The organism is Solibacillus sp. FSL W8-0372 (genome assembly GCF_037969735.1).
In the GTDB taxonomy this organism is placed as follows: Bacteria; Bacillota; Bacilli; order Bacillales_A; family Planococcaceae; genus Solibacillus; species Solibacillus faecavium.
Genome location: NZ_CP150204.1, coordinates 1,209,274 through 1,230,806 on the forward strand (window position 1 = coordinate 1,209,274; position 21,533 = coordinate 1,230,806).

Consider the following 21,533-nt stretch of genomic DNA (forward strand, 5'->3'; position numbering starts at 1 on the left):
TTAATTCACCGCTTCTTCTACGTAATATTTTTTTAATGTTGGTTTATCGATTTTTCCTGTCGCATTCTTTGGTAAAGCGCTTACAATTTTAAAAAGACTTGGAACTTTATAACTTGCTAACTTTTTAGTACATAGTTCTTTTAACTTTTCGTCAGTTAAGGTTGTCTCTTCTTTTAATACAATAAAAGCAATTGGTGTTTCGCCCCATTTATTATGAGGAACTCCGATAACTGCTGCCTCCACAACATCACTAATCTCATAAATGACTTTTTCAATCTCTAATGGATAAATATTTTCACCACCTGATATAATCATTTCCTTTTTTCTGCCAACAATGTAGACAAAGCCTTCCTTGTCTTGTCTGACAATATCACCCGTTGCAAACCAACCATTCTGAATTGCCTTTGCTGTTTCATCAGGAAGTTTATAGTATTCCTTCATGACATTCGGTCCCTTTACAAGCAATTCACCATATTGACCAGGTGAAACATCTTTTGCATCTTCATCCACAATTCGGATTTCTGTAAACATAACTGGTTTTCCAATGGAGCCAGCTTTATGATGGAAATCTTCCTCTGATAATAAAAATACAGTAGGGGATGTTTCAGTGAGACCATAACCTTGCCCAAAGCTAATGCCTTTTTGTATATACCAATGGATTAGCTCTTCAGGACAGGGAGCACCTCCGTTATAAAAAAAACGTACAGAGGTCAAATTTGTTTTTTCAAAGGTAGGGCTTTTCCGTAAGGTATCATGAATAGTTGGAACGCCCATAATAATGGTTATTTTATATTTCTCTATATACTCCAGTGCTTGCTCAGGGTTAAATCGCTCCGGTACAATAACTGTTCCTCCAGCTAACAGAACGGGTAATGTGAATAATCCAATTCCACCAATGTGGAAAAGTGGTAATAAAGTTATAACTTTATCTTTTGAAGTGATGTCGAGACTTAACGTATTATTGATTGCATTCCAAAACATATTTTCCTGGGTTAAAACAGCTCCCTTAGGTCTGCCAGTTGTACCAGATGTGTAACAGATAATATAGGGAGCTGATGAATCTATTTCTATAGGTGTGAGCGGCTCTGGATGTGCGATGTTAATCGTTTTAAATGTTAATAAAAGAAAGTTTGTTCGGGTTAACAATTCTTTACCTTTTTCATAGTTGTCATGGTCAACAATGAGTGTTTGAAGGCCGCTATCTTTAAGCTGATATTCTAACTCATCTTCAGTTAGGCGGATATTAAGTGGAACAACAACAGCATTGAGCTTTGCCAATGAAAATAATAAAATAATAAAATCAATGCTATTCATCGATAATATACCCACCCGATCGCCTTTTTTAATAGAGTAAGTAGATTGTAATACGCCGGCATATCGGTTAACCATGCTGCTCATTTCCAGATAAGTAATTTTTCTCTGGACATCGATTAAAGCTAGTCTACTTGGTGTAATAATGGAACGCTGATCAATCCAATTTGATATTCCCTTCAATTGACATCACTCCTGCAATTATTTTCGTAAACCTTGGAAAATAAGGGCTATTGCATCTTCTAACAAATCCTCTGGTACGTCTTTATCTTCCCAGTAAATCCACCTCATCCCTAAGAACTGACTAATACCCATTAAACAATAAGCAATTGTTTCGGAATCGTATTTCTTTATTTCCTCTTTACCAATTGCTTCTTCCAATCCTTTAATGTATCCCGATGCTAAGCGCTCGTAATACCAGCGATAAAGTTTCTCATCCACAAGAACAGTTTGCTGAATAATACTGTACAAATTCCGATGATTTTTTACCCAGGAAAAGAATGTACGGAAGCCAATTCTTTGGGACTCTTCAAAACTATCTGCCGCCTTAATAGCATTTCTAATTTCACTTCTAAATGTGTGGCTCATGTTACGCACAAGTTCTTCGAAAATGGACTGCTTAGAAGGGAAGTAATTATAAAATGTTCCCTGGGCTACATTTGCCTTTTGCGTAATATCAACAATGGAGGCATTAAAATAACCTTTTTCACCAAAAACTTCTTCAGCAATATTTAGTAAATGTTGACGTGTTTTTTCTCCCTTCTTTGTAAGTGGTTGGGGATTATTAGAAGACAAATTTATAATTTCTGACATATGAATCACCTCTCAGTTTTATAGTATGCAAAATATTCAGAAAATACAATATATTTCTGAAATAATTTCCTAGTAATTGCATTTAACTCCAAATTAATTTTATTAACTTGATTTCCTAAGAATGTCTTCTATTCAATAATTCCATTTAGAATGTTGTGAAAAAATGATATAATAGTCAAATTCGTGTATAATACGGAAAGACAAGAGTTTGGAAGGATGAAGTACAGATGACAAAACCAGTAATCGCCATCGTAGGACGTCCGAACGTAGGTAAATCGACAATTTTTAACCGAATTGTCGGAGAACGTGTATCGATCGTGGAAGATATCCCCGGTGTAACACGTGACCGTATTTATAGTTCGGCTGATTGGTTAGCACATGAATTTAATATTATCGACACTGGTGGTATTGAAATTGGGGACGAGCCATTTTTAGAGCAAATCCGCCAGCAAGCAGAAATCGCTATTGATGAGGCGGACGTTATTATTTTCATGACAAATGGTCGTGAAGGTGTAACCGCTGCGGATGAGCAAGTAGCAAAAATTTTATATAAAACAAAAAAACCGGTTGTATTGGCAATTAATAAGATCGACAACCCGGATATGCGTCATATGATTTATGACTTCTATTCATTAGGTTTTGGTGAGCCTTGGCCAATTTCAGGTTCGCACGGTTTAGGTTTAGGGGATTTATTGGATGAATGTGCAAAACACTTCCCGCAACCTGATGAAGAGCAATATGATGAAGATACGATTAAATTCTCATTAATTGGTCGACCAAATGTTGGGAAATCATCACTTGTAAATGCCTTTTTAGGTCAGGAACGTGTTATTGTAAGTGAAATTCAAGGGACAACTCGTGATGCAATTGACTCTCCGTACTCACATGATGGGCAAGATTATGTCATTATTGATACGGCGGGTATGCGTAAAAAAGGGAAAGTCTATGAAACAACAGAAAAGTATTCTGTGCTACGTGCACTGCGCGCAATCGAACGTTCTGACGTTGTTTTAGTTGTTCTGAATGCAGATGAAGGCATTCAAGAACAGGATAAAAAAATCGCAGGCTATGCACATGAAGCTGGTAAAGCGGTAATTATTGTTGTAAACAAATGGGATGCAATTGAAAAAGACGAGAAAACGATGAATTTATTCACAGAACAAATTCGTGAGCATTTCTTATTCTTGGATTATGCACCAATCGTTTTTGTTTCAGCAAAAACGAAACAACGCGTACTCAATATTTTACCTATTATAAAACGTGTTAGTGAAAATCATGCGATGCGTATTCAATCATCTATTTTAAATGAAGTAATTGAAGATTCCATTGCACGTAATCCAGCACCAACAGATAAAGGGCGTCGTTTACGTATTTACTACGCAACACAAGTGGCAATTAAACCGCCAACATTCGTTGTATTCGTAAATGAACCTGAAATGATGCACTTCTCATATGAGCGCTTCTTAGAAAACCGTATTCGTGAGACATTCGATTTCGAAGGTACTCCAATACGTCTTATTACACGTGCTCGTGACTAATTAAATGTACAGAGCGCTAGTTTATGAAAATGAACTAGCGTTTTTGTACATAAAGGGAATTTAGCTTGAAGTAAATGATATTAAGAAACTTTAAGTAGATTTGGGGGTTTATTAATGGAAAATGTAGTAGTTTTAGGCGCAGGCTCCTGGGGGACTGCACTTGCAATCGTTTTGGCGGAAAACGGACACAATACGTTAATTTGGTCTCATCGTGAAGATCAGGCGAACGAAATAAATGAGCAACATACGAATAAAAAATATTTACCTAATACAGTACTGCCGCAGAATTTAAAGGCAACTGCTAATTTAGAAACAGCCGCAAAGCATGGCTCAACAATCGTCATGGCTGTACCAACAAAAGGAATCCGCGAAGTTTGCGGAGAAATTTCAAGCTATATTACAGACAAGGCTTTATTTGTCCATGTTTCAAAAGGAATAGAACCGGATACTTTAATGCGTATTTCTGAGTTGATGAAAGAAAGCCTGGCATCTGATGCTGTTAGTGACATCGTCGTTCTATCAGGACCTTCGCACGCGGAGGAAGTAGTGTTGCAGCATCCTACAACGGTAACCGCAGCTTGCAAAAATCTAAAGGCAGCGGAAAAGGTGCAGGATCTGTTTATGAACCATTATTTACGTGTGTATACGAATGATGATGTGATTGGTGTTGAAATAGGTGGGGCACTTAAAAATGTAATTGCTCTTGCAGCAGGTATGACGGATGGTCTTAATTTTGGAGATAATGCAAAGGCAGCTCTTATTACACGTGGATTAGCAGAAATTACACGTCTCGGTGTAAAAATGGGCGGTAATCCTTTTACATTTGCAGGACTGACAGGAATGGGCGACTTAATCGTAACTTGTACAAGTGTCCATTCACGTAACTGGCGGGCTGGTAATATGCTTGGAAAGGGAATGAAGCTTGATCAAGTACTGGAAGAGATGGGGATGGTTGTAGAGGGTGTACGTACGACAAAGGCAGCTTATCAATTATCACAAAAATACGAAGTTTCAATGCCTATTACATCAGCATTATACGATGTGTTATTTAATGATATGGAACCAAAAGCATTAGTAGAGTCTTTAATGTTACGAACGAAAAAAAGCGAAATCGATGAAATGAGCTAATCGGCTTATTTTAAGGTCGGTAAATCTATAAAATTTAATAATTTGTCACAAATAGGGAGGGATACTTGTATGCCTCCTGTTTTTTTTTACCTGAAAAGGCTATAATTATTAGCGGAATATCCGTGAAAATTTATAGGAAGGCGGTTTTAGCATTGCAACACGTTCTACTATTGATGAATCCGATGTCAAATCTACTATTAAACTCTGCACGTGGACCTTTAGCTTCTATGCATGCATTGGATGTTATGTGGGTTTCGTTTTATTCAATTGGCTTATTATTAGCATCATTATTAATTATCACAGCAGTCCGTAAATGGATACATAATACGTTTTTATCGTTTTTAATTAAACTTGTTGCCTATGTAATGTTTTTTATCGGCACATTATTGATGGTACTTGTCATATTAACATGGCCGAACTAAGGTAGGGGGAATACATATTATGAAATTTTCAAAATGGTTTGTGCTTTTATCCATCATCACGTTGCTTTTATCAGGGTGTGGCTCCTCGTCTAACTTCGATCAATCCAGCCTAAGACCTGATGTCGATATGCTTGCGGGTGTCCAGCGGGCTGTTAATGAGTACCGTGAAGATACAGGGGTATTGCCAATTAAAACGCGCGATCAGGACACAGACATTTTTATTAAATATTTAATTGATTTTGAAAAACTTGTTCCGAAATATATTGGTTCGCCGCCGGGGAATGCATATGAAAAGGGTGGAATTTTTCAGTATATTATTTGGAATCCGGAAGAAAACCCAACTGTGAAGCTTGTTGATTTACGTACGCCTGAACGTATACGTGAAATCAATATTCGATTTAAAGGGACGAAATATCCACAGTTTAAAGATAAAGTGGCAGAGCATGTTTATACAGTTAACTTTGAAAATATTGGTTATAAAGAAAATGTGACAGTTCAGAGTCCTTATTCGAATAATCAATTACCAATTGTTGTATCGGCTGAAGGGGATTTATACGTTGATTATTCGATTGATTTATATACGTATATGAAAGATAACGATATTGTCGCGCAGCCTGGTGACGACATTCGGGAAATACTAGTGGATAATTTTCCGGTAGTACCAGCATATTCACTTCCATACACAGTAGATGAAAACAATGAACCAATCATTTGGTATGATCCAACAAAAAAAGAAAAATAACAGAAAAGGTGTACAAAAAGGTGAAACTTTTAGTACACCTTTTTTCATATTTAAAAACGAATATACATATAGTGTTTTGATAATGAATACTTTAACTGGAAACAGAAGATTAAGGCATATAAAGGAGGCAATACGATTAGCGAGCATATTTTTCAGCAACTGGCGGAACGTACGAATGGTGATCTTTATATTGGTGTAGTAGGACCAGTTCGTGTTGGTAAGTCGACGTTTGTTAAAAAGGTCATGGAAGGCGTAATATTGCCTAATATTGAAAATGCGGAAGACCGTATGCGTGCGATGGATGAGCTTCCTCAAAGTTCTCCTGGACCTACGATCATGACGGCAGAGCCGAAATTTGTCCCTGCTCAAGGTACAACTGTTGCATTTGGAGAAAGCGCAATACCTTTCCGTGTACGATTTGTTGATTGTGTCGGATATGTAATTGAGGGAGCAAAGGGTTATGAAGACGAGTCAGGACCAAAATATGTGCAAACACCATGGCATAATGAAGCAATTGCGTTTCAGGAAGCTGCGAAAATTGGGACAGATAAAGTTATTCGTGACCATGCCAATATCGGAATTGTCGTAACGACGGATGGAACGGTAAATGGAATGACACGGGCTGCTGTAGAAAAAGCGGAGCAGCAAATTATAGATCAGCTTACGGAAATCGGAAAGCCATTCGTAATTGTGCTGAATAGTACAGCCCCACATTCGGCTGAAACACAGAATCTACAACAAGCACTCGTTCAAAAATATGATGTACCTGTAATCCCAACTTCGATTCAACAGATGCAATTAAACGATGTTATGATGATTTTGCAAGAAGCCTTATTTGAATTCAATGTAAATGAGATTCAAGTAGAGAAACCGGATTGGTTGGATGTGTTGGATGAGCATCATCATTTAAATGAAACATTATCATTTGCTACGTCACAATTACAAGATGATGCGATGAAAATTCGTGATGTAGAAGCAGCAAGTCAATTGCTCCGTGAAATTGATTTTATAGAAAGCTGTACAGTGGAAAATATTGATGCCGGGCAAGGTATTGCAACGTTGCGTGTCAATATCCACAATGACTATTATAAAGAAGCATGTGCAGAATGGCTCGATAAACCAGTTGAATCGAAAAAAGAATGGCTCTTGTTTATAAAGGAGGCAGCAGAAGCCAAAGCGGCGCAAAGCAGATTCCGTGAAGCCATTGAACAGGCGAAAGAAGATGGTTATGGTGTGACATTGCCTGCAATGGACGAATTTACTCCAAGTGAGCCTGAATTGATTGAACAAAATAATTTCTACGGTGTACGAATGAAAGCAACTGCCCCATCCTACCATATTATTCGAATTGATATGGAAGCGGAGTTTTCGCCATTAATTGGCTCAGAGTTTCATAGTCAGCATTTGCTGAAGGATCTGAAGCATGCATATGAATATGATCGCCAGGCATTATGGCAAACTCAATTATTCGGTACACCTTTACATGAAGTACTAACAGAAAGTATCCGCTATAAAATGAGTGGTGTTCCAACTCATGCAAAAAACAGAATGCGTTTAATGTTGGAAAGATTAATAAATGAAGGGGAAAGAGGTTTAATTACATTTATTATTTAAATTTCAATATAAATTTATGATTGAAAAATTACAGGACCGTTCACTTTTATAGGTGAATTGTCCTGTAATTTCTGTTTTTTTGCAAAAAAAGTTAAAATATAAGCAAAACCTGAATGAATTCAGTTGCGTAGCGGTTTTCTGTATGTTAATCTTTTTACAGGATTTAGATTCATGACCCTTTGAGAGGAGGTGAATGGTGTGAATAAAACAGAATTAGTAAACTCTGTTGCTGAAGCTGCAGGTCTTTCTAAAAAAGACGCTTCTAAAGCAGTTGAAGCTGTATTTGATACAATTCAAGATGCTCTTGCAAAGGGTGACAAAGTACAATTAATCGGTTTTGGTAACTTTGAAGTTCGTGAGCGTGCAGCGCGTAAAGGTCGTAACCCACAAACAGGTAAGGAAATCGAAATCGCTGCTTCGAAAGTACCTGCTTTTAAACCAGGTAAAGCACTTAAAGACGCTGTAAAATAAATCAGCCTCTAGAAGTACATAGAGTAGCTCTCAGTCTAACTGAGAGCTGCTCTTTTTTGATGCCTGGAAACTGATAGGGTGGCGTGCTTTTTAATAACCGTATACTAAGTTTGGCATTCGTCATGGCTAAAGCGCATAGACCTCTGTTTTATCGCTTTGGACTACCGAAAAGGTACCTGAATTGAACTGTGAATTTAGCACTCTGGTTCATTTCTTTTTGTTTTTGAATAACTATGCTAAAAAAAGTAGAACTCTTTTGAACTTACGCGTTTAATGTGCTACGATTCAAGAGTGTATTTTATAACGAAAATAATAGCATTTAATGAGAATAAATATAGATAGACGTATACATAAAAACGTTTTGGTTTGTAGGAGGACCTGATTTCCATGGCAAATGTCGATTTGAAAAAGATAGAAGACGCAGTAAAAATGATTTTAGAAGCAGTAGGGGAAGATGTAGAGCGTGAAGGATTACTTGATACGCCAAAACGTGTTTCAAAAATGTATGCAGAAATGTTCAGTGGTTTAAATGAAGATCCACGTGATTATTTTAGTACGGTTTTTCATGAAGACCACGAAGAATTTGTATTAGTAAAGGATATTCCGTTCTACTCTATGTGCGAGCATCACTTAGTTCCTTTCTATGGCACAGCACATATAGCATACATACCAAAAGACGGTAGAGTAGCCGGTTTAAGCAAACTGGGACGCTGCCTGGAATCTGTTGCACGCCGTCCACAGCTGCAAGAACGCATTACTTCTACAGTAGCAGATACTATTATGGAAATGTTAAACCCTAAAGGAGTTTATGTTGTTGTCGAGGCCGAGCATATGTGTATGACAATGCGCGGGTTGAAGAAACCTGGTTCTAAAACGGTGACAGCTGTCGCGCGCGGTATTTATGAAGAAGATGATACAAAGCGCAACGAAGTGATTACTTTCATCCAAATGAAATAAGCCGGACAAATATGGTATTATAAACAAAGAAATTAACAGGTGGGGGGATTATTAAATGGCACAACCAGATTATATTATTATTGAAGCAGAAGAAGATGGTGTACATGTAATTGGTCTAACTCGTGGCACTGATACAAAATTTCACCACTCTGAAAAGTTGGATGCTGGCGAAGTAATGATTGCCCAGTTTACTGAGCATACGTCTGCAATGAAAATTCGCGGAAAAGCTAAAATTCATTCTGCCCATGGAACAATCCAAAGTAAAAAATAATGAATACAAAAGCACAAGCTATATATCATAAAAAATTTTGATTAAATGCTTTAAAACATTGAAATGGAGTAATTTCTATGAGTGCAACATCTATTATACAATCGGTTCAAACGTTACAATCAAATATTCTACAGCATGTTCATCATAGAGCATTACTTCAAAATGTTGGACAACCTACGTTACAAGAAGAACAATTGTTTTTTATTCAGTTGCCTTTTTTGAATGGGGCTGAAATGACTGACGACCATAAAGTAAGTGCAATAACTGTTGGAATTGTACATGCATCACTTCTGGAGCACGAAAAAGTATTGGAAGTAGATGCTACAAGTAAGGAGCAACAACTCATTGTCCTGTCGGGAGATTATTATAGCGGCCGCTATTATCAACTTCTTGCACAGTCCGGAAATATTAGATTAATTCAGAAACTGTCTAAAGGGATTGTAAATCGCTGTGAGCATCAAATTCGCATTTATGAGACACAAACCCGTTCCGTTGAGCAATGGATTCATAGTTTAACGGTAATTGAAAGCGCATTGATTTCGCAATACTATGATGTATACGGTTACAATGCCTATTCTGAACTTATGGAAAACACATTGACATTTATTCGTTTGAAAAAAGAATATGGATTGATACAGGATGCAAAACGAGGTTTCTTATATAAAGCGTTGGCATTGGCTGATAATCCAACTATTCTTGACTCAACAATGGAATGGTTGCATGAACAACTGATTATCCGACAACAGCAGGTGTTGGAAGTTGTGAAGCGAAGCCATATCCATGAAGATTTAAAACATTCCATTGAGCAATACATCACTTTGTAGTGAATTTAGAAAGGTTTTGAAAAAATGGCAAAATCGAAAGAAGAACATGTTCATGAAGTGTTTGAAAACATTTCAGAAAACTACGATAAAATGAACTCCGTTATCAGCTTTCAAATGCATGTCGGATGGCGTGATGATACGATGAAGCGTATGGCCGTTAAAAAGGGCTCCGCATGTTTGGATGTCTGCTGCGGTACTGCTGACTGGACTATTGCCCTATCAAAGGCAGTAGGTGATGAAGGTATTGTAAAAGGGCTGGACTTTAGTGAGAACATGCTGAAAGTCGGCAAGCAAAAAACAGAAAATATTCAAAACATAGAGTTAATTCATGGGAATGCAATGGAGCTTCCATTTGAAGATAATACATTCGATTATGTAACGATTGGCTTTGGTTTGCGAAACGTACCTGATTATATGAAAGTATTACGTGAAATGAATCGTGTTGTAAAGCCAGGTGGCATGGTTGTTTGTCTTGAAACATCCCAATCTGAAATTCCGGTATATCGTCAACTTTTCCGTTTTTACTTTAACTATATCATGCCAATGTTCGGAAAATTATTTGCAAAAAGCTATAAAGAATATTCATGGCTTCAAGAGTCGGCGAAAGACTTTCCGGGTATGAAAAAGCTAGCGCAAATGTTCCGTGAAGCCGGGTATGAAAATGTCACATATAAACCATATAGCGGTGGGGCAGCAGCTATGCACATGGGTTTTAAAAAGAAATAATAGTGGGAGTAGGTTTTGACGCGTGGAAAAGATGAAAATCAAAATGCTATATGCGGATATCAAATCAGATATAGAAATCATCGAAAACGAATTAGAACAAGCGTTGAATTCATCTTCACACTTATTGAATGATGCCTCTATTCATTTACTGCAAGCTGGTGGTAAACGAATTCGACCAGTATTTACGTTACTAAGTGCTAAATTTGGTGACTATAATATTGAGCGAATGAAAAATATCGCCGTCCCACTAGAATTAATTCATATGGGTTCATTAGTACATGATGATGTGATTGACGATTCAGATATGCGTCGCGGACGGGAAACGGTAAAAGCCCAGTGGAACAACCGTGTGGCGATGTATACAGGGAATTTTATATTTGCACGTGCACTGGAATACGTAACAAGCATTGAAAATCCGAGAGCACATCAAATATTAGCTAAAACAATGGTAGAACTAGTAAATGGTGAAGTCATTCAAATCGAGGATAAGTTTCGTTTAGATCAAAATTTGAAAGATTATTTCCGCCGTATTAAACGAAAAACAGCGTTGTTAATCGAATCAAGCTGTGAATTAGGTGCGGTAGTGAGCGGTGCTGATGAAAAAACAGTGCGCCACTTAAAGCGATACGGATATTTTGTAGGGATGAGCTTTCAAATAGTAGATGATATTTTAGATTTCACAGCAACAGACAAACAGCTTGGAAAACCGGCTGGAAGTGATTTAATGCAAGGAAATGTTACATTGCCGATTTTATTAATGAAGGACAATCCATTACTTGCCCCATACTTAGCAAAAGTGTCAACAACGGGACTATCGGAGCAGGAACGTCAAAATATGCTGGCACTCGTACGCAATTCGGATGCCATCAAAGAAGCAACTAAAATCAGCAATCTATACTTAAAAAAAGCTTTAAAAGAAGTAGAAGCATTACCCGATCATCCGATGAAGAAAAAATTGCGTGATATTGCTCTTTTTATGGGTAAGCGAAAATCTTGATTACAACAGCCAATATATAGCAAAATCTAATATTTGTTGCAGTTTGAGTAGGATTTTGGTAATATTTATCGGTAGGTGTAAAACCTTTTACTCAAATTTAGGGAGTGTTTATAATGGCAATCGAAAAAACATTTTTAATGGTTAAACCAGATGGCGTAGAACGTCAAGTGATTGGTGATATCGTAGATCGTTTTGAGCGTCGCGGTTTCGTAATGCGCGGAGCAAAATTAATGTCACCAACTCGTGAATTAGCTGAAAAACACTATGCAGAGCACGCTGAGCGTCCTTTCTTCGGTGAATTAGTAGACTTCATTACTTCAGGTCCAGTATTCGGTATGGTTTGGGAAGGCGAAAACGTTATCCAATTATCTCGTATCATGATGGGTGCTACAAAGCCAGAAGAATCAGCTCCTGGTACAATCCGCGGTGACTACGCTGTAACTTTATCTCACAACGTAATCCACGGTTCTGACTCTTTAGCTTCTGCTGAACGTGAAATCGGTTTATGGTTCCCAGAAGGCTTAGCTGAATAATTGATATTTTTGAAAAGCTATCACTTTTAAAGTGGTAGCTTTTTTTATATTCAACACGAAAAATATTACCTATTAATGGTATAATAAAATCCGAATAATGAAACTATTTTCGGGATACATACGTATAAAAAATACTGAGTGAAATTAGGGGGATGTTTATGTGGGTTTTAGCCGTTATTTCAGTAATGGCAGTGGGAGCGATTGCAGTCATTACCGATGCGCGCAATGAAAGCAAACGAATCGATGTAAATAAATTAACGAAAGAAATCGAGTTGGAAAAATTGCGTCTTGAAAATTATGATAAAGAAACAGAAAAGATGCGTTTGGAATTAGAACATTCAAAGCAATTATTATTAGAACATAAACAAAAGTAAGTATTTATTTAACCAATAGCGATTTTTTTAGAAGGGGTGACATTCATGTTTTGGATAATGATTACAATAATCGCTGTAGTAGGAATTCTAACAGATACGTATACTAGAAATAAAAAAATTGATTTAAAACGTCTTGATAAGGAAATCGAGCTAGAAAAACTAAGACTTGAAAATTTCGATAAAGAAACAGAAAAGATGAAGCTTGAATTGGAACATACAAAACAGTTACTGCTCGATACACAATCAACAAGTCAATCAGGTAAGTAAAATATTAATCAGGGGAGCGTATTAAACCGTATGGAAGATATTCTTATTATCTCTATTATTTTTGGCTCTGGAGCCGTTATTGCACTTACAGCAATATTAACTGCCCATAAACGATCGAGTTTAAAGTTACAAATAAAGATGCTGGAAAAAGAGACACAGCTTGAACAAATCCGTTTACAAAGCTATGATTCAGAAACTGAAAAAATGAAGCTTGAGCTTGAACAGTCAAAACAGCTTTTGCTGGACAGACGCACTGAATAACCTTTATAGGTAAAAACTATTTCAGATTCAGAAATTTTCGGCTATAATAGGCATACGTTAGATGAGGGGAAAGATGGACAATGTCAGATTATGTTCAATTTATAAATGGCATTAAGCGCAAGACGGGCATTGATCTAGCTCTATATAAAGAAGCGCAGATGAAACGCCGGTTAACATCGTTATATGAAAAGAAAGGTTTCGGTAATTTCGTTGATTTTCTTTCGGCTCTGGAAAAAGATCGAGATTTGATGAATGAATTTCTAGATCGCATGACAATCAATGTTTCTGAGTTTTATCGAAATGGAAAGCGTTGGGAAGTATTACAAAATAAGATTTTCCCTTTACTGCTGCAATCGAATAAAAGGTTGAAAATATGGAGTGCGGCCTGCTCTACAGGCGAAGAGCCTTATAGCCTAGCAATGGTGCTATCCCATCATCTGCCTTTATCCCAAATAAATATTTTGGCAACGGACTTGGATGAGAATGTACTCCAAAAAGCAAAATTAGGTCTTTATCCTGAACGTTCTCTTGCAGAGGTGCCAAAGCCGATACAAGCTAAGTACTTTAACCAGGAAGAACAATTCTATAAAGTTAAAGATGAGATTAAACGTACGGTCACTTTTAAGAAGCATAATTTATTGAAGGATAATTACGAATCAAATTTTGATTTAATAGTTTGTAGAAACGTGATGATTTATTTTACAGAGGAAGCTAAAGATCAAATCTATGCGAACTTCAGTAAATCATTGCGATCTGGTGGAATTTTATTTGTCGGGTCAACGGAGCAAATCTTTAATCCTGCCAGATATGACTTTGAAGTTGAGGATACATTCTTTTACCGCAAAAAATAATATAGCTTTTTAAAAATTAGTAAGACTGCTGTGAAATACTTTAAAAGCTACATACTAATGCGCTTTTCGTATAAAATAGCGAAAAGTGTATTTTTGTTTTATTTGCTTATAATTGTGCCGTTTCTTAGTTGGAACGTTCAGAATATTCTAAAATGACATATTAGTTAGGTGAATCAGTACTGTTATTTAGTATAAAATATGTTATAGTGAAAAATACATACTTTAGCGAGTTGAAGGGAGAAAGTGTTTAATGCGTTATTTAACAGCAGGTGAGTCACACGGACCACAACTAACAACAATTATTGAGGGGTTGCCTTCATTATTACCGATTACCGCAGAAAAGATCAATTATGATTTAAAACGTCGTCAAGGAGGCCACGGTCGTGGACGCCGCATGCAGATTGAAACAGATACTGTAGAAATTGTATCTGGGGTTCGTCACGGAAAGACGTTGGGATCTCCCGTTGCATTAGTAGTAACGAATGATGACTGGAAGCATTGGACGAAAATCATGGGGGCAGAAGAACTGCCGGAAGATATTGATCCATCCGAAATTAAACGCCAAATTTCACGTCCACGTCCAGGACATGCGGACTTAGTAGGTGGAATGAAATATGGTCACAGAGATTTGCGTAACGTATTAGAACGTTCAAGTGCCCGGGAAACGACGGTGCGCGTTGCTGTTGGATCTGTTGCAAAAGCATTGTTAAATGAACTAGGCATTTCAATTGTTGCACATGTAACTGAAATTGTTGGCATTAAAGCGAACCAGAACTTATTGGAAGGCAAAACAGCAGACGAAATACGCACAATTGTTGAGCAGGATCCATGCTACTGTGTAGATCCGGAAGCTTCGGCAAAAATGGTGGAAGCGATTGATGAGGCAAAACAAGCAGGTGATTCCATTGGTGGTGTCGTTGAAGTCATCGTAGAAGGGTTGCCAGCTGGGATCGGTTCCTATGTACATTATGACCGTAAATTGGATTCGAAGCTTGCAGGAGCTATGTTAAGCATCAATGCATTTAAAGGTGTTGAGTTCGGAATCGGTTTTGAAATGGCACGTAAAAAGGGATCTGAAGTACACGATGAAATTTTATGGGATGAAGAAAAAGGTTATACTCGTGCAACAAATCGTCTAGGAGGTCTTGAAGGTGGTATGTCTACTGGAATGCCGATTGTTGTAAGAGGAGTAATGAAGCCAATTCCTACATTATATAAACCATTGCAAAGTGTTGATATTGAAACGAAAGAGCCTTTCAAAGCAAGTGTAGAGCGCTCTGACAGCTGTGCAGTACCTGCAGCTTCAATTGTTGCTGAACATGTTATTGCCTGGGAAATCGCGAAGGCGATTGTAGAACAGTTCCATAGTGATCAGTTGCCACAGCTAAAAGCACAATTAGATGAAATGCGTCAGTATACAAAGGGGTTTTAATATGAAGATTCCAGTTCGGGCTGCATCTCATTCGTATGATGTAACGATTGGGAAAGGCATATTGAAAGAAGCAGTGACAGCACTTAACTACTTATTTGCAAAAGCAGATAAAATTGTAGTGCTGACAGATGAAAATGTTTGGAGTTCACAGCAGCATTATTTTGAAGCTAATTTCCCGTATGAGTACCACCTCCATATAATGCCTGCCGGGGAAACGTGCAAAAGCTTTGAAAACTATAATGCCGTACAAACATTTTTATTGGAACAAAAATGTACACGAAAGTCTCTTATAATTGCTTTTGGTGGCGGTGCAGTAGGTGATTTGGCAGGATTTGTTGCCGCGACTTATATGCGGGGCATTCCGTTTGTCCAAGTGCCGACTACGATTTTGGCGCATGATTCAGCGGTTGGCGGGAAAACAGCCATTAACCATGCTCTCGGGAAAAATATGATTGGTGCATTTTATCAGCCGGAAGCTGTCATTTATGACATTACGTTTTTACATAGTTTGAGTGAAAAAGAAGTACGCTCAGGGATGGCAGAAGTAATTAAGCATGCTTTAATTTCAGATGCGCAATGGGTTGAGGAACTTTTGGAAGGCGATTTTGTAACGAAACTTCCAGAGGAGACGTTAGTTAACTATTTAGCGCACGGCATCCAAGTAAAAGCAACGATTGTAGAACAGGATGAGACGGAACAATCTGTACGTAAATTTTTAAATTTAGGCCATACTTATGGGCACGCAATTGAAGCTGCAGCAGGCTATGGTCGAGTGGCACATGGCGAAGCAGTCATGATTGGTCTTCTGTATACGTTACTTTTAAGTGAACAATACGGTAAGGTAAACCATCAATTTACGAAGCGCTTTTTACAGTTTGCCCTAGAAAACGGTTATCCTTTTGAAGCGGTTCATGACTTTACATTCGAACAGTTAACTGAGTATTTATTAAAAGATAAAAAAGCAGACTACGGACAATTACAGTTCGTATTACTTGATACAATCGGTCATCCATTCGTTCAGAAAGTTGAACTTGAAAAATGTGAACAAATTGACCAACAATTAAGAGCATTACTGGCGGAGGTGCAAAAATGATTCGTGGAATACGTGGGGCAATAACGATTGCTGAAGATAAAGCTGAATACGTATGGGGTGAAACAGCGAGACTTGTAAAAGAAGTTGCTAAGCAAAACAATATTGAACCGGAAAATATTGCATCCGTTACAATATCAACAACACCCGATATCCACTCTGCCTTTCCTGCAAAGTCAGTACGCACAATGCCAGGGTGGCAGTATGTACCGATCATGTGTATGCACGAGATGGATGTACCTGGTGCATTGCCATTATGTATACGTGTTTTATTGCATGTTAATACAGATATACCGCAACATGAAGTCCGTCATGTTTATTTAGAGGATGCGGTAAAGTTAAGACCAGATTTAGTGAAATAATCGCCAGTTAGAGGAGACGTTAACGATGAAGTGGAAACAACAGTTATTTGGCATGAAAGCTTATCAACCGGGAAAACCGATTGAAGAAGTAAAAAAAATTTTCGGATTGGATGAAGTTATTAAACTTGCTTCCAACGAAAATCCCTTTGGCAGTTCCCCAAAGGTGCAACAATTTTTACAGGAGCAACAAACAAATCATGCGATATATCCGGATGGCTATGCACAAAGCTTACGCACATCTTTAGCGGAATTTTATAGTGTTGCGGAAAATGAATTGATATTAGGGAATGGTTCCGATGATTTAATTGCTATTATAACGCGTGCATTATTATATCCAGGCGTTAATACCGTGATGGCGGATTTATCGTTTTCCCAATACTGGCATAACGCAGATATTGAAGGAGCCGAAGTACGTAAAGTACCTTTAAAAGAAGGTGTGCATGACTTGGATGCGATGCTGGCGGCCATTGATGAGAAAACATCAGTCGTTTGGGTATGCAATCCGAATAATCCTACAGGAACAATTGTGTCAGACGAAGCACTAAGTGCATTTTTAGCAAAAGTGCCTGAAGATGTTTTTGTAGTGTTGGATGAGGCTTATATTGAGTATGTCAATGATCCATCTTATAAGGATACACTGCATTATTTCCGTGAATATCCGAATTTAATTTTACTTCGCACGTTTTCAAAAGCTTACGGTTTGGCATCATTCCGTGTGGGATATGGCATTGCACAGCCGGAAGTTATTGCAAAGTTGGATCCAGTACGCGCACCATTTAACAATACAGTGTTAAGCCAACAGGTTGCACAAATTGCTTTACAAGATCAGGAGTTTATTGCGAGCTGTCGTGTGGCAAATGAAATCGGTAAAAAACAGTATGTGGCATTTTGTGAGCGTCATGGATTAAACTATTTCCCGTCTCAAACGAACTTTATTATGTTTGAAGTGAAGGCTGATAGTAACGTAGTCTTTGAAGAAATGATGAAGCGCGGATTTATTATCCGCAGTGGTGCTGCACTTGGTTTAGAAGGTTATATACGAGTTACGATTGGGACTGAAGCTCAAAATGCGAAGTTTTTACAGTTGCTTGAAGATGTATTAACAGAACAAGGAGTATTTGCATGACACGTAATGTTTTCGTAATCGGACTAGGGCTAATCGGCGGTTCAGTTGCGTTAGCTCTTCAAAAGGCTCCGCGTACGAAAGTGTATGGCTATGACTACCATGAACAAACGAGACAATTAGCTAGCACATTAAAGGTTGTACACGAAGTTGTAGAAGATCCAGCTGAATTTGCAAAAGAGGCAGATGTTATTATTTTTGGTACACCAGTAAACGTGACACTCCAGTTTATGGAGCAGTTAAAATCATGGGAATTGAAAAAAAGTGTCATTATTACTGATACGGGTAGTACGAAGACACAAATTATGGACAAGGCAAAAGAACTGAAAGAACTAGGCATTACGTTTATCGGCGGTCATCCGATGGCAGGCTCGCATAAAAGTGGGATTACTGCTGCGAAGCCTTATTTATTGGAAAATGCCTATTATATGCTAACACCAAATGAAGGCGAAGAAATCGAAAAGCTAGCAATGCTTGATAATTTGCTGAAATTTACGTTAGGGAAAATGGTTGTTGTGGATGCTAAAATCCATGATCATATGACTGCTGTTGTTAGCCATTTTCCACATATCATAGCTGCTTCACTTGTACATCAACTGAATTTTGAAAAGAAGGCCTATCCGATGACATCTTCATTGGCAGCGGGAGGTTTCCGTGATATTACGCGTATTGCTTCATCCAATCCTGCATTATGGCGTGATATTACACTGCAAAATCGAAAAGAGCTTGTCGGGCAGCTCGATACATGGCTTGAAGAAATGAATCGTGTTCGTCAATTATTGGATAATGGTGATGAAAAGGCAATTGAAGCATATTTTAGCGATGCGCGGGATGTTCGTGACAGCCTGCCAATCGCTAACGGCGCATTATATATGCCTTATGATTTATATGTAGATATTCCGGATTATCCAGGTGTTATTTCGGAAGTGACGGGCTTTTTGGCAGAAGATAATATTAGTATTACAAATATACGTATTGTCGAAACAAGGGTAGACGTATTCGGTATTTTAGTAATAAGCTTCCAGACAAATGAAGACCGTGAGCGTGCAGCACAATGTATCGCACATAAGGCAAAGTACGATACGTATATTTCATAAGGACACATCTCGCTTTTTGAAGGCGGGATGTATTTTTCTAAGGAGGGGTTCGGAGCATGAGTTCAAAAACGTTACAATACGAACAGGTGGCATTACAAGGGAATATTACAATACCGGGGGATAAGTCTATTTCACATCGCGCGGTTATGTTTGGTTCAATCGCAAAAGGAAGGACTACGGTAACCGGATTTTTATTAGGCGAAGATTGCCTAAGCACGATTGACTGCTTTAAAAAGTTGGGTGTTGAAATTGAAGTGGACGGAACAAATGTCACGATTGATAGCCCAGGTATTGATAATTGGATGGAACCAAAAGAAGTATTATACACAGGGAATTCCGGAACAACTACTCGCTTAATGCTCGGGATTTTATCAGGTACATCGCTACATACAGTTATGACGGGTGATGCTTCAATTGGCAAGCGTCCAATGCGCCGTGTAGCCGATCCGCTTCGTTTAATGGGTGCACAAATTGCAGGACGGGAAAACGGACAATATACACCACTCGCGATTCAAGGTGGTCCATTACAAGCGATTGATTACACTATGCCTGTAGCAAGTGCACAAGTAAAGTCAGCCATCCTAATGGCAGGGCTTCGCGCGCAAGGTACAACTATTGTAAGAGAAAGCGAAGTATCACGTGACCATACAGAGCGTATGCTACGTCAATTTGGTGCAAATGTAACAGTAAATGACGGTGTTGTGTCATTTGAAGGTGGACAACAGCTAACGGGAACACATGTGAACGTACCAGGTGATATTTCATCAGCAGCCTTTTTCTTAGTCGCAGGGGCCATTACTAATAATAGTCACATCGTATTGGAAAACGTAGGTGTAAATGATACGCGAGATGGCATCCTACAAGTGCTTCAAAATATGGGTGCCAATATGACAATCGAGATTGATGATGCAAACGCAGCGGAGCCCACTGCAACAATTATAATTGGAACATCTCAACTTACAGGCACAGTAATTGAGGGGGCAATTATTCCTCGACTAATCGACGAAATCCCAATTATCGCTCTGTTGGCAACACAAGCAACAGGTAAAACGATTATTAAGGATGCCGAAGAACTAAAGGTAAAAGAAACAAACCGCATCGATGCCGTTGTGAATGAACTGAAAAAACTAGGTGCGAATATTGAAGCAACAGATGATGGAATGATTATTGAAGGTCCTACAAAATTAGCAGGTGCTTCCTTAAAAACATACGGCGATCACCGAATCGGTATGATGGGGGCTGTCGCTGCATTAATTGCAGACGGAGAAGTTACACTGGATGACGCAGACTGTATCGCGGTTTCGTATCCAACATTTTTTGAACATCTTAATAGTTTATCGAAATAAAAAGGAAAGCGGCATAATTGTCGCTTTCTTTTTATTTTTCCCTTTAAAGGAAAAATTTTAAAAATGTAATGAAATTTCTTATTATTTGGTTTATTATGAAATAAAGTTTCATAAAAGGATGTTTGAAATGAAAGATGCCATTACAAGAATTGAAATGATTTTTAATAATTTAAAACCTACTCAAAAAGAAGTTGCAAAATTTATTCTGCATAACCCTAATTTTGTAATAAATAATTCCATCCAACAAGTGGCACAGGCGAGCAAAAAAAGTGAAGCAACAATTGTGCGATTTTGCAAAGAATTGGAATTTGAAGGGTTCAAGGATTTAAAGATGGGAATCTTAACATCTTTAAATATGCAAATGGAACATCAACAGCAGGGCATTTACAAGCAACTACTAAAAGATTCGTCATTGGAGGAATCAGTATCCATTATTTCTAACAACAATCAAAATGCGATTTTGGAGATGGTAAAGCTGATTGATTATGGGAAGCTTAATGACGCAATTGAAATGCTGTATAAATCCGATTCCATTTTTATTGCAGGTGTAGGGGCATCGGCATTAGTAGCACAGGATTTTATGCTGAAATGCCAAAGGATTGATAAACGTTGCGAAGCTTTGACGGACAGTCATCAAATGCTTGTGAAATCTGTTCATTTAAAGCCAAACGATATCGTATTTCTAGTGACATACTCAGGAGAGACGAAGGAAATAGTTGAATTTGCAAAGTTAGCAAAGGAAAAAGGAACAACGATTATTGCCTTGACTACGTTTATTAATAATACAGTTCAATCATTGGCTGATATTAATTTGTATGTATCAGTTACTGAAGCCAATGAGCGTATAGGAGCAACTTCTTCACGTATTTCACAACTAAATATGATTGATATTTTATTTACTTGTATCGCTCGGAAAGATTTTGAAAAATCTGTTCAGTTATTTAAAGAGACTAAAGCAGTTATTCAAAAAGGGGTGTGATTAT

At 37.9% G+C, this 21,533-nt stretch carries 25 protein-coding genes; 23 read left to right on the forward strand and 2 right to left on the reverse strand.

What is annotated here, in order from left to right; genetic code table 11:
- On the reverse strand, window positions 1-1,494 hold the full coding sequence (gene menE, locus MKY13_RS05850) for an o-succinylbenzoate--CoA ligase (RefSeq protein WP_191698179.1): 1,494 nt from the start codon (window positions 1,492-1,494) through the stop codon (window positions 1-3).
- Window positions 1,495-1,512: 18 nt separating this feature from the next.
- A complete protein-coding gene (locus tag MKY13_RS05855; protein ID WP_191698178.1) occupies window positions 1,513-2,124 on the reverse strand; it encodes a TetR/AcrR family transcriptional regulator in 612 nt (203 codons plus the stop codon).
- A 227-nt stretch (window positions 2,125-2,351) separates the two neighbouring features.
- Between MKY13_RS05855 and der the strand changes: the two genes are divergently transcribed.
- From der to MKY13_RS05970, 23 genes are all read left to right on the forward strand, one after another.
- Window positions 2,352-3,662, forward strand: a complete 1,311-nt coding sequence (gene der / locus MKY13_RS05860; protein WP_191698177.1) for a ribosome biogenesis GTPase Der — start codon at window positions 2,352-2,354, stop codon at window positions 3,660-3,662.
- Between the two features lie 114 nt (window positions 3,663-3,776).
- The gene (locus MKY13_RS05865; RefSeq protein ID WP_191698176.1) at window positions 3,777-4,790 is read left to right on the forward strand and encodes an NAD(P)H-dependent glycerol-3-phosphate dehydrogenase; all 1,014 of its coding nucleotides are present in this window, start codon (window positions 3,777-3,779) and stop codon (window positions 4,788-4,790) included.
- A gap of 173 nt (window positions 4,791-4,963) precedes the next feature.
- Window positions 4,964-5,212: a DUF2768 domain-containing protein gene (locus tag MKY13_RS05870; protein WP_191698175.1), complete on the forward strand. Its 249-nt coding sequence runs from the start codon at window positions 4,964-4,966 to the stop codon at window positions 5,210-5,212.
- 19 nt (window positions 5,213-5,231) lie between these two features.
- The gene (locus MKY13_RS05875) at window positions 5,232-5,954 is read left to right on the forward strand and encodes a hypothetical protein (protein WP_191698174.1); all 723 of its coding nucleotides are present in this window, start codon (window positions 5,232-5,234) and stop codon (window positions 5,952-5,954) included.
- A 147-nt stretch (window positions 5,955-6,101) separates the two neighbouring features.
- Window positions 6,102-7,568, forward strand: coding sequence for a stage IV sporulation protein A (gene spoIVA / locus MKY13_RS05880; RefSeq protein ID WP_339216863.1), 1,467 nt, complete (start codon window positions 6,102-6,104; stop codon window positions 7,566-7,568).
- A gap of 198 nt (window positions 7,569-7,766) precedes the next feature.
- A complete protein-coding gene (locus tag MKY13_RS05885; protein ID WP_004232618.1) occupies window positions 7,767-8,039 on the forward strand; it encodes an HU family DNA-binding protein in 273 nt (90 codons plus the stop codon).
- A 387-nt stretch (window positions 8,040-8,426) separates the two neighbouring features.
- Window positions 8,427-8,996 carry a GTP cyclohydrolase I FolE gene (gene folE / locus MKY13_RS05890; RefSeq protein ID WP_191698173.1) on the forward strand — a complete coding sequence of 190 codons (570 nt, stop codon included), beginning with the start codon at window positions 8,427-8,429 and terminating at the stop codon, window positions 8,994-8,996.
- A 55-nt stretch (window positions 8,997-9,051) separates the two neighbouring features.
- Window positions 9,052-9,267, forward strand: coding sequence for a trp RNA-binding attenuation protein MtrB (gene mtrB, locus MKY13_RS05895; RefSeq protein ID WP_191698172.1), 216 nt, complete (start codon window positions 9,052-9,054; stop codon window positions 9,265-9,267).
- Window positions 9,268-9,344: 77 nt separating this feature from the next.
- Entirely contained in the window at window positions 9,345-10,091 is a 747-nt protein-coding gene (locus tag MKY13_RS05900) for a heptaprenyl diphosphate synthase component 1 (RefSeq protein ID WP_191698171.1), read from the forward strand.
- A 24-nt stretch (window positions 10,092-10,115) separates the two neighbouring features.
- Window positions 10,116-10,817, forward strand: coding sequence for a demethylmenaquinone methyltransferase (locus MKY13_RS05905; RefSeq protein WP_191698170.1), 702 nt, complete (start codon window positions 10,116-10,118; stop codon window positions 10,815-10,817).
- A gap of 22 nt (window positions 10,818-10,839) precedes the next feature.
- Entirely contained in the window at window positions 10,840-11,814 is a 975-nt protein-coding gene (hepT, locus tag MKY13_RS05910) for a heptaprenyl diphosphate synthase component II (RefSeq protein WP_191698169.1), read from the forward strand.
- Window positions 11,815-11,927: 113 nt separating this feature from the next.
- Window positions 11,928-12,347, forward strand: a complete 420-nt coding sequence (gene ndk / locus MKY13_RS05915) for a nucleoside-diphosphate kinase (protein ID WP_191698168.1) — start codon at window positions 11,928-11,930, stop codon at window positions 12,345-12,347.
- A gap of 158 nt (window positions 12,348-12,505) precedes the next feature.
- Window positions 12,506-12,721: a hypothetical protein gene (locus tag MKY13_RS05920; RefSeq protein ID WP_191698167.1), complete on the forward strand. Its 216-nt coding sequence runs from the start codon at window positions 12,506-12,508 to the stop codon at window positions 12,719-12,721.
- A 45-nt stretch (window positions 12,722-12,766) separates the two neighbouring features.
- Entirely contained in the window at window positions 12,767-12,988 is a 222-nt protein-coding gene (locus tag MKY13_RS05925; protein ID WP_191698166.1) for a hypothetical protein, read from the forward strand.
- A gap of 30 nt (window positions 12,989-13,018) precedes the next feature.
- A complete protein-coding gene (locus MKY13_RS05930; protein ID WP_191698165.1) occupies window positions 13,019-13,249 on the forward strand; it encodes a hypothetical protein in 231 nt (76 codons plus the stop codon).
- Between the two features lie 80 nt (window positions 13,250-13,329).
- Window positions 13,330-14,100, forward strand: coding sequence for a protein-glutamate O-methyltransferase CheR (locus MKY13_RS05935; protein ID WP_339215733.1), 771 nt, complete (start codon window positions 13,330-13,332; stop codon window positions 14,098-14,100).
- A gap of 250 nt (window positions 14,101-14,350) precedes the next feature.
- Window positions 14,351-15,532 (forward strand): chorismate synthase, encoded by a 1,182-nt coding sequence (aroC, locus tag MKY13_RS05940; RefSeq protein WP_339215735.1) that lies wholly within the window; start codon window positions 14,351-14,353, stop codon window positions 15,530-15,532.
- 1 nt (window position 15,533) lies between these two features.
- Window positions 15,534-16,625, forward strand: a complete 1,092-nt coding sequence (gene aroB, locus MKY13_RS05945; RefSeq protein ID WP_339215737.1) for a 3-dehydroquinate synthase — start codon at window positions 15,534-15,536, stop codon at window positions 16,623-16,625.
- Window positions 16,622-16,984: a chorismate mutase gene (gene aroH / locus MKY13_RS05950; protein ID WP_191698161.1), complete on the forward strand. Its 363-nt coding sequence runs from the start codon at window positions 16,622-16,624 to the stop codon at window positions 16,982-16,984. Before aroB ends, aroH begins: the two co-directional genes overlap by 4 nt.
- A gap of 25 nt (window positions 16,985-17,009) precedes the next feature.
- A complete protein-coding gene (gene hisC / locus MKY13_RS05955) occupies window positions 17,010-18,110 on the forward strand; it encodes a histidinol-phosphate transaminase (RefSeq protein ID WP_339215739.1) in 1,101 nt (366 codons plus the stop codon).
- Complete coding sequence (locus tag MKY13_RS05960) at window positions 18,107-19,204, forward strand: prephenate dehydrogenase (protein ID WP_191698159.1); 1,098 nt, start codon at window positions 18,107-18,109, stop codon at window positions 19,202-19,204. Before hisC ends, MKY13_RS05960 begins: the two co-directional genes overlap by 4 nt.
- Window positions 19,205-19,260: 56 nt before the next feature.
- Window positions 19,261-20,550, forward strand: coding sequence for a 3-phosphoshikimate 1-carboxyvinyltransferase (aroA, locus tag MKY13_RS05965; protein ID WP_339215741.1), 1,290 nt, complete (start codon window positions 19,261-19,263; stop codon window positions 20,548-20,550).
- Window positions 20,551-20,677: 127 nt separating this feature from the next.
- Complete coding sequence (locus MKY13_RS05970) at window positions 20,678-21,529, forward strand: MurR/RpiR family transcriptional regulator (RefSeq protein ID WP_339215742.1); 852 nt, start codon at window positions 20,678-20,680, stop codon at window positions 21,527-21,529.
- Window positions 21,530-21,533 lie beyond the last annotated feature (4 nt).

Bases quoted from the DNA above. Each gene is read 5' to 3' on its own strand.
- MKY13_RS05855 (WP_191698178.1), bottom strand. From the start codon at position 2,124: ATGTCAGAAATTATAAATTTGTCTTCTAATAATCCCCAACCACTTACA.
- der (WP_191698177.1), top strand. From the start codon at position 2,352: ATGACAAAACCAGTAATCGCCATCGTAGGACGTCCGAACGTAGGTAAA.
- MKY13_RS05865 (WP_191698176.1), top strand. From the start codon at position 3,777: ATGGAAAATGTAGTAGTTTTAGGCGCAGGCTCCTGGGGGACTGCACTT.
- MKY13_RS05870 (WP_191698175.1), top strand. From the start codon at position 4,964: ATGAATCCGATGTCAAATCTACTATTAAACTCTGCACGTGGACCTTTA.
- MKY13_RS05875 (WP_191698174.1), top strand. From the start codon at position 5,232: ATGAAATTTTCAAAATGGTTTGTGCTTTTATCCATCATCACGTTGCTT.
- folE (WP_191698173.1), top strand. From the start codon at position 8,427: ATGGCAAATGTCGATTTGAAAAAGATAGAAGACGCAGTAAAAATGATT.
- mtrB (WP_191698172.1), top strand. From the start codon at position 9,052: ATGGCACAACCAGATTATATTATTATTGAAGCAGAAGAAGATGGTGTA.
- MKY13_RS05900 (WP_191698171.1), top strand. From the start codon at position 9,345: ATGAGTGCAACATCTATTATACAATCGGTTCAAACGTTACAATCAAAT.
- MKY13_RS05905 (WP_191698170.1), top strand. From the start codon at position 10,116: ATGGCAAAATCGAAAGAAGAACATGTTCATGAAGTGTTTGAAAACATT.
- ndk (WP_191698168.1), top strand. From the start codon at position 11,928: ATGGCAATCGAAAAAACATTTTTAATGGTTAAACCAGATGGCGTAGAA.
- MKY13_RS05920 (WP_191698167.1), top strand. From the start codon at position 12,506: ATGTGGGTTTTAGCCGTTATTTCAGTAATGGCAGTGGGAGCGATTGCA.
- MKY13_RS05925 (WP_191698166.1), top strand. From the start codon at position 12,767: ATGTTTTGGATAATGATTACAATAATCGCTGTAGTAGGAATTCTAACA.
- MKY13_RS05930 (WP_191698165.1), top strand. From the start codon at position 13,019: ATGGAAGATATTCTTATTATCTCTATTATTTTTGGCTCTGGAGCCGTT.
- MKY13_RS05935 (WP_339215733.1), top strand. From the start codon at position 13,330: ATGTCAGATTATGTTCAATTTATAAATGGCATTAAGCGCAAGACGGGC.
- aroC (WP_339215735.1), top strand. From the start codon at position 14,351: ATGCGTTATTTAACAGCAGGTGAGTCACACGGACCACAACTAACAACA.
- aroB (WP_339215737.1), top strand. From the start codon at position 15,534: ATGAAGATTCCAGTTCGGGCTGCATCTCATTCGTATGATGTAACGATT.
- aroH (WP_191698161.1), top strand. From the start codon at position 16,622: ATGATTCGTGGAATACGTGGGGCAATAACGATTGCTGAAGATAAAGCT.
- hisC (WP_339215739.1), top strand. From the start codon at position 17,010: ATGAAGTGGAAACAACAGTTATTTGGCATGAAAGCTTATCAACCGGGA.
- MKY13_RS05960 (WP_191698159.1), top strand. From the start codon at position 18,107: ATGACACGTAATGTTTTCGTAATCGGACTAGGGCTAATCGGCGGTTCA.
- aroA (WP_339215741.1), top strand. From the start codon at position 19,261: ATGAGTTCAAAAACGTTACAATACGAACAGGTGGCATTACAAGGGAAT.
- MKY13_RS05970 (WP_339215742.1), top strand. From the start codon at position 20,678: ATGAAAGATGCCATTACAAGAATTGAAATGATTTTTAATAATTTAAAA.